Annotated in this window: 1 protein-coding gene; it reads right to left on the minus strand. The window is 61.4% G+C overall.

The window, feature by feature from the left end; all coding sequences use genetic code 11:
- Positions 1 to 1,019: ribonucleotide-diphosphate reductase subunit beta (locus INT12_RS30455; protein WP_226926385.1), on the minus strand; the 1,019-nt coding region annotated here is incomplete at its 3' end.
- Positions 1,020 to 1,053 lie beyond the last annotated feature (34 nt).

The following is a 1,053-nucleotide window of genomic DNA, read 5'->3' on the forward strand; positions in this document are numbered from 1 at the left end:
GACAGACGACGGTTAGCGATGAACTTGAGGTAGTCCTCCATCATCGCCGCGTTCATGCCGAGTACACCGCGTGGCATGGTGTCGCGCGCGTATTCGATCTCCAGTTGGGTCCCTTGCAGGATCATCTGGGTCGCTTCTTCCTTCATCTCGGCGTCCCACAGGTGTGGGTTTTCGATTTTGATTTGGTTGATCACGTCGATGCCGAAGTTCAGGTGCATCGACTCGTCGCGCAGGATGTACTGGAACTGCTCGGCCACGCCGGTCATTTTGTTGCGGCGGCCCATGGAGAGGATCTGGGTGAAGCCGCAATAGAAGAAGATGCCTTCCAGTACGCAGTAGTAGGCCACCAGGTTGCGCAGCAGTTCTTTGTCGGTGTCGACGGTGCCGGTTTCGAATTTCGGGTCGGAGATGGAGCGCGTGTATTTCAGGCCCCAGGCGGCTTTTTTCGCGACCGATGGGATCTCGTGGTACATGTTGAAGATTTCGCCTTCATCCATGGCCAGCGATTCGATGCAGTACTGGTAGGCGTGGGTGTGGATCGCCTCTTCGAAGGCCTGGCGCAGGATGTACTGGCGGCACTCCGGGTTGGTGATCAGGCGGTACACGGCCAGGACCAGGTTGTTGGCGACCAGCGAGTCGGCGGTGGAGAAGAAGCCGAGGTTGCGCATGACGATGCGACGCTCGTCGTCGGTCAGGCCTTCGGGGTTTTTCCACAGCGCGATGTCGGCGGTCATGTTGACCTCTTGCGGCATCCAGTGGTTGGCGCAGCCGTCGAGGTATTTCTGCCAGGCCCAGTCGTACTTGAAGGGCACGAGCTGGTTGAGGTCGGCGCGGCAGTTGATCATGCGCTTTTCGTCGACAGCGACGCGGGCGGAGGCGCCTTCGAGCTCGGCGAGGCCTTCGGCGATGTCGAGTTTGTCGAGGGCAGCCTTGGCGCGGATGATCGCGGCGGAGTCGTTGGCGGTGACGGCGCGGGCTTCGATGGCGGCAGCGGCGCCGGCACCGTCGAGGCGGTCCATGTTGGCTTCGGTGGCGTGGCCGGCGTTGGCGCCT

The organism is Pseudomonas sp. K8, assembly GCF_014889455.1.
Taxonomy (GTDB): Bacteria; Pseudomonadota; Gammaproteobacteria; order Pseudomonadales; family Pseudomonadaceae; genus Aquipseudomonas; species Aquipseudomonas veronii.